Raw genomic sequence first — 6,000 nt, 5'->3', positions numbered from 1 at the left:
CCATAAAATGGACTTTGTCTACAGTCTGGAAGAATCCTTTTTAGGGTTCTTTTTTTGTTTCCACCGGAATAAAACGTCAATAGGAAAGAATATTTTTATAGATTACTACTAAAAATAATCGATAAACAGATCATTTGTCACTAATTAAGTAGAAGGGTAACATTGAATTTGTAAACGTTATCAAATCGAAGGTGGGGATTTAGATGGAAAAGATTTATCAGGCGAGCACTGCAGAAGGTGCCATCGATTTTATTAATATGTTTGACCTGGAAGAAGCTGCAAAAGAGGTTATCCCTAGAGGCGGGTATGGATATATCAGCAGTGGTGCAGGGGATATCTTTACGTATCAGGAAAATGAAAAGGCTTTTAATCATAAATTGATTATTCCGCATGTATTAAGAGATGTGGAATTACCTAATACGAAGACAACGTTTGATAATGTTGAGTTAGCAGCACCGATAATTATGGCTCCTGTTGCAGCTCATGGATTGGCTAATGTTTCCGCAGAAAAGGCTTCTGCAAAGGGTGTTGCTCGCTTCGGTACAATTTATACAGCAAGTTCTTATGCTTCCTGTACGTTAGAGGAGATTCGACAAGCTGGAGGAAAGGAAGCGCCTCAATGGTTTCAATTCTATATGAGTAAAGACGATGGGATAAATCGTGATATCTTAGATATGGCAAAAAGAAATGGCGCTAAGGCGATCGTTCTGACTGCGGATGCTACCGTGGGAGGAAATCGTGAAACAGATCGGAGAAATGGCTTCACTTTCCCTTTAGCAATGCCAATTGTTCAAGCGTATCAATCAGGGATCGGACAAACCATGGATGCTGTATATGGTTCATCAAAACAAAAACTTAGCGCGAAAGATGTAGAATTTATCGCTCGATATTCTGAACTACCTGTCTATGTAAAAGGGGTACAATCTGAAGAAGATGTTGAACGATCACTTGGAGCAGGGGCCTCAGGTATTTGGGTTTCGAATCATGGTGGGCGTCAGCTTGATGGCGGTCCGGCATCCTTTGATTCCTTGCAGTACGTGGCTAAAGCTGTGGCAGGCAGAGCTCCGATTGTTTTTGATAGCGGCATTCGTCGCGGCCAGCATGTTTTCAAGGCGCTGGCATCTGGCGCTGATTTGGTTGCGATAGGTCGTCCTGTCATTTATGGTTTAGCACTTGGCGGCTCTATTGGTGTGCAGCAAGTCTTTGATTTTTTCAAGAAGGAATTGGAGATGGTGATGCAATTGGCAGGAACACAAACAATTGAGGACATACGAAAGATAGAATTAAGAGAAAATAGGTATTTATAGAAGCCCTTAAACGAATAAAAGTCGGAAACTAGTTATTCTTTAAAAATAGATCTCGTTATTTTAGGAGGTGTTTTATCACACATTGAAATTGGTCATATCTGTATTATATCCTGTTTTTCATAGGCAACTTTCTATTAACATGTGTTTTTTATATGCTATAAGTAAAGAAGCAATAAAAAAATATGTTTAAAGGAATGGGTGAAAGAGCATTGAAGAAATGGATGATAGGTGTGACACTTATTGCCGCAGGATTTATTTTGACTGCATGCGGAAATGGTCAAGCAAAAGAGGATGCGAGTTGGGAAAAAGTTGAGGACAAAAAAGAGATCGTTGTGGCGACTTCGGGAACACTATTTCCGTCATCCTATTACGATGATAAGAACAATTTAGTTGGTTATGATGTAGATGTTGCCAAAGAGATAGCGAAAAAACTAGATTTGAAAATTCAATTCAAGGAATATAATGTCGATGGACAAGTTACCGCAGTTAATCGAGGGGAAGCCGACTTTGCTGCCAACGACTTTGGCATGTCTAAAGAGCGTTCGGGAAAATTCTCTCTTTCATCCCCGATCAAATATTCTTTTGATAGCATGATCGTTAGGAAAAGCGATGACTCAGGCATTCACTCTTTAGATGATTTAAAAGGGAAAAAGGCTGCAGGCGAACCGAATACTAGCTATATGAAACTTGCGGAAAAATATGGTGCAAAAGCAGTTACTTACGACAATGCTACGAATGATCAATATTTAACGGATGTGGCAAACGGCCGGACAGATGTGATCTTAAATGACTACTATCTGCAAAAAATGTCCGTAGCAGCGTTACCTGATATCCCCGTAAAAATTTTAGAAGATGTCTACTTCAATGCAAATACAACTGGTTTTCTTTTCAAAAAAGAAAATAAGATGTTAAAAACTAAAATTGATCATGCGTTGAAGGATTTAAAAGAAGATGGGACTTTAACAAAAATAGCTGAACAGTACTTTGGAACAGATGTTTCAGTAAAACCGAAACAAGAAGTAACAGAAAAGGTTTCACCAGATTAATGTATATCCCTACAATTGATATCAATTTAATGATAGAATCTATTCCATTTATAGTAAGCGGATTAGGCTACACGTTAGGGATTAGTGTGGCAGCCTTTCTGCTTGGGAATTTTCTTGGAATAATTGTAACTATTTTAGGGTTTATATCTTGGAAACCCCTTCAGCTTTTTGTACGTTTTTACTTGTCTTTCTTGCGTGGAACACCAGCATTGGTTTTACTATTTTTATTGTACTTTGGTTTGCCTTACCAATTAAATGCAGTGGCCGCGGCAATTATTTGTTTTAGCTTGACCAGTAGTGCGTTTATCGGTGAAATCTATCGTGGCTCAATTGCAGGCGTAAATAAAGGTCAATGGGATGCTGCGAATGCTTTGGGAAATCGTTTTTTTCCAACGATGCGCTACATTATTCTACCTCAAGCGATGAGAATTTCTATTCCGGCTTTAAGTAACGTTGCGATGGATCTAGTAAAAGGGACTTCCTTAGCTGCTATGATCACCGTACCAGACATCTTTCAAAAAGCTAAAATCGTAGGCGGACGAACATTTGATTATTTATCTATGTATATTTTAGTAGCGATTATATATTGGCTGCTTTGTATTATTGTTGGCAATATTCAGAAACGTTTGGAAATTCATTTTCAAAAAAAATATATATGATAAAGTAAGAACTCACAAATCCAATGTGGGTTCTTATTTAATCTAAGTTTCAATCAGCGGTGATGACTTTCTAACGCAACCATCATCAGCAAGTGTTAATATAGAATGATTGAATTCAGTGGTTTATTCCTCTACCTCTTTCTAAGAATCAGCTGCTAGTATTATCCAAAAAAATTTGTGATAATAAATAAAACATAAAACGAGGTGTCGCTAATGAAAGATGGTTTATATTGGGCAGAATTGCTGCGAAAAAAAGAAATAAGCTTTCAAGAATTATTGAAGAAATTTGAAGAAAGGGTTCTTAAACAAAATTCAGCTCTAAATGCTTTTGTAACGATAATGGAGCAAGAGGCACTTAAAGAATATGAAAAACTAGATAATATTTTGGACCGTCCGTTTGCTGGTCTACCGATCCCATTAAAAATGTTGGGGCAAGAAAAGAAAGGGTGGCTAAGCACATCAGGTTCTAAGTTATTACGAGAACATCATGCAAGTCATAGTAGTAATTTTACTAATCAATTGGTGGCAAATGGCTTGATCCCTTTTGCTCAAACAAATACACCTGAATTTGGGTTTAAAAATATTACAGATGCTCAAATTTATGGTTCTGTCAAAAATCCATGGAATCTTGACTATTATTCTGGCGGTTCTAGCGGAGGCGCTGCCAGTGCAGTCGCATCCGGAATCGTTCCGATCGCAGGAGCAAGCGATGGCGGCGGTTCCATCCGAATCCCTGCCTCGTTTTGCGGATTGATTGGGTTAAAGCCTACTCGAGGAGTGATGCCAGTTGGTCCAAGCGGATGGCGTGGCTGGCAAGGAGCGGCAATCGATTTTGCATTAACTGTTTCAATGCGTGATACGGAGAAACTCTTCTATGGAATGCGCAGTATCCATAGTGCAGCACCCTATCAAGCACCTGAAAGAGCTTGGCAGCATTTTCAAGCAGCACATGGAAAGAAACTGCGAATAGCAGTCATTATTGATTCTCCAATCGATTCGCCAGTTTCTGATGAAGCAGTCAAAGCAGTGGAACAAGCACGGGATTTCTTATCGGAAAAGGGACATCAAGTAGAAATGATTTCGTATCCAGTAAATGGAAATGAGATAATCACCAGTTATTACTTAATGAACGGTGCAGAAACTGCGGCGATGTTTTCAGGGATCGAAAAAGGCATGAAACGACCGGTTGAAAAGAATGATATGGAATTGATGACGTGGGGAATCTATCAATATGGAAAAAAAATTCCAGCTAGTCATTTTGTAAATGCCTTGAATCAATGGGATTACGCTGCTTTTAAAATGGAAGAATTATTTACGAAATATGATCTGCTCTTGACCCCAACGACCGCGGAGACCGCGCCTAAGTTGAGTGATCATTTAGTAAGCGATGAGGTTCGGGATGCACTTGAAGCAGCAGCTACGCTAACGGAGTCGGAACTTCTTCATTTAATTGATCGCATGTTTGAGAAGAGTTTACAAATTACCCCTTATACTCAGTTAGCAAATTTAACAGGTCAACCGGCAATTAGTTTACCGACACATGTGACCTCAGAAGGCTTGCCCCTAGGTATTCAATTTATGGCTGCACGGGGACGGGAAGATTTATTGCTACAAGTAGGAAAGTTATTTGAAACAGAGTATGGTTTTAAATTACCAGAGTATTATCAATAAAAACCCTATCTAATCATAGCAACTCTTAAAATGGACTATCTATTTTGAGGGTTGTTTTGTTACACTTGATTAAGTAAATGAAAACGTTTCGATTGGAGGAGAAAAGATGATTTTATTAAAAGCTCAAAAGTTAATCACTGGTGATGGGAAGACAATCATTGAAGACGGTGGTGTTGTTTTTGAAAATGACACGATTAAGGCTGTAGGAAAGGCAGAAAAATTATCTGCAGAATTTCCACAGGCCGAAATCCGAGATTATGGCAACGGGACTATTTTACCAGGGTTGATGGATGCCCATATCCACCTTGGCTATTATTGGACGCAGCCAGATTTGCATCGATACAATGATTTTATGATTGCCTATTATGCACAAAAGCAAGCAGAAACGTGTTTGGCTAAGGGAGTCACAACGATTCGTGATTGTTGTGGGCCGCAATTTTTATTAGAAACACTTCGACTAGCCGCTGAGAAAGGATTTGTTAAAGCCCCACGCATATTACATACCGATCGAGGAATATGCATAACTGGAGGTCATGGTCACGAAGATGGCATTGAAGAGGTTGATGGTGTTGAAAATATACGGCATACGATTCGACGTCAAAAGAAAGATGGAGCCGATTGGATTAAGTTATTAACGACAAATCGTGACGACATTTGTGAGTTTACACAAGAGGAGTTAGATGCGGGCGTTGCCGAAGCACATCGTCTTGGTTTGAAATGTGTGGTACATTCAGGAACGCAACCAGGAATTCAGATGTGTATTGATGCGGGCTTTGATACGATTGAGCATGGAAATTTCTTAACTGTTGAGCAAGCAAAACAAATGGTGAAGAATCACCAATCATGGACTCCGACAATGTTTGCGTACCATTTTCTTGCAGAATACAATCAAAAGGTTCAAGAAGTTGGCATTGATCATTCAAATCAATCAACCGAAACGTATTCACATCATTTGGATTTTTTCGAAAGTTCGGTTCAGGCTTACTCAGAAAACTTCAAAGCAATTTACGATGAGGGAGTAACCATCTTAGCTGGAACGGACATGGTAATGCTTGAAGCACCAAGTGTCCCGATTGTAGAAGAGCTAGAATTGATGGTGCGATATGGTTTATCGCCAATCGAAGCTATCCAGACGGCTACACAAAATCCAGCGAAAATTTTTGATTTATCTCATCTTACTGGTGAATTGAAAAGCGGCTTACAAGCAGATATTCTGGTAGTTACTGGTGACGCTGCTTCCGACATTGAGGCACTCCGGAATGTTCAGCAAGTCTATCTTGCAGGAACAGAAGTCTAAAATTACCCGTCAAAATGTTT

At 39.3% G+C, this 6,000-nt stretch carries 5 protein-coding genes; all 5 read left to right on the top strand.

Going from position 1 to position 6,000, the window contains the following annotated elements; genetic code table 11:
• The first annotated feature begins 203 nt into the window (after positions 1-203).
• The 5 genes from RV13_RS14075 to RV13_RS14055 all read left to right on the top strand — a co-directional run bounded on the left by RV13_RS14075 (position 204) and on the right by RV13_RS14055 (position 5,980).
• Complete coding sequence (locus RV13_RS14075; protein WP_010744481.1) at positions 204-1,307, top strand: alpha-hydroxy-acid oxidizing protein; 1,104 nt, start codon at positions 204-206, stop codon at positions 1,305-1,307.
• Between the two features lie 209 nt (positions 1,308-1,516).
• Positions 1,517-2,353, top strand: a complete 837-nt coding sequence (locus RV13_RS14070) for a transporter substrate-binding domain-containing protein (RefSeq protein WP_028020774.1) — start codon at positions 1,517-1,519, stop codon at positions 2,351-2,353.
• Positions 2,353-3,012, top strand: a complete 660-nt coding sequence (locus RV13_RS14065; RefSeq protein ID WP_010744483.1) for an amino acid ABC transporter permease — start codon at positions 2,353-2,355, stop codon at positions 3,010-3,012. Before RV13_RS14070 ends, RV13_RS14065 begins: the two co-directional genes overlap by 1 nt.
• Positions 3,013-3,225: 213 nt before the next feature.
• Positions 3,226-4,683, top strand: a complete 1,458-nt coding sequence (locus RV13_RS14060) for an amidase (RefSeq protein ID WP_010744484.1) — start codon at positions 3,226-3,228, stop codon at positions 4,681-4,683.
• Positions 4,684-4,789: 106 nt separating this feature from the next.
• Positions 4,790-5,980, top strand: coding sequence for an amidohydrolase family protein (locus RV13_RS14055; RefSeq protein ID WP_010744485.1), 1,191 nt, complete (start codon positions 4,790-4,792; stop codon positions 5,978-5,980).
• Positions 5,981-6,000: the final 20 nt, after the last annotated feature.

It is taken from the genome of Enterococcus raffinosus (assembly GCF_001886185.1).
Taxonomy (GTDB): domain Bacteria; phylum Bacillota; class Bacilli; order Lactobacillales; family Enterococcaceae; genus Enterococcus_A; species Enterococcus_A raffinosus.
Note: the sequence above shows the minus strand (reverse complement) of the source record. Positions and strands in the feature narration are given on the sequence as shown.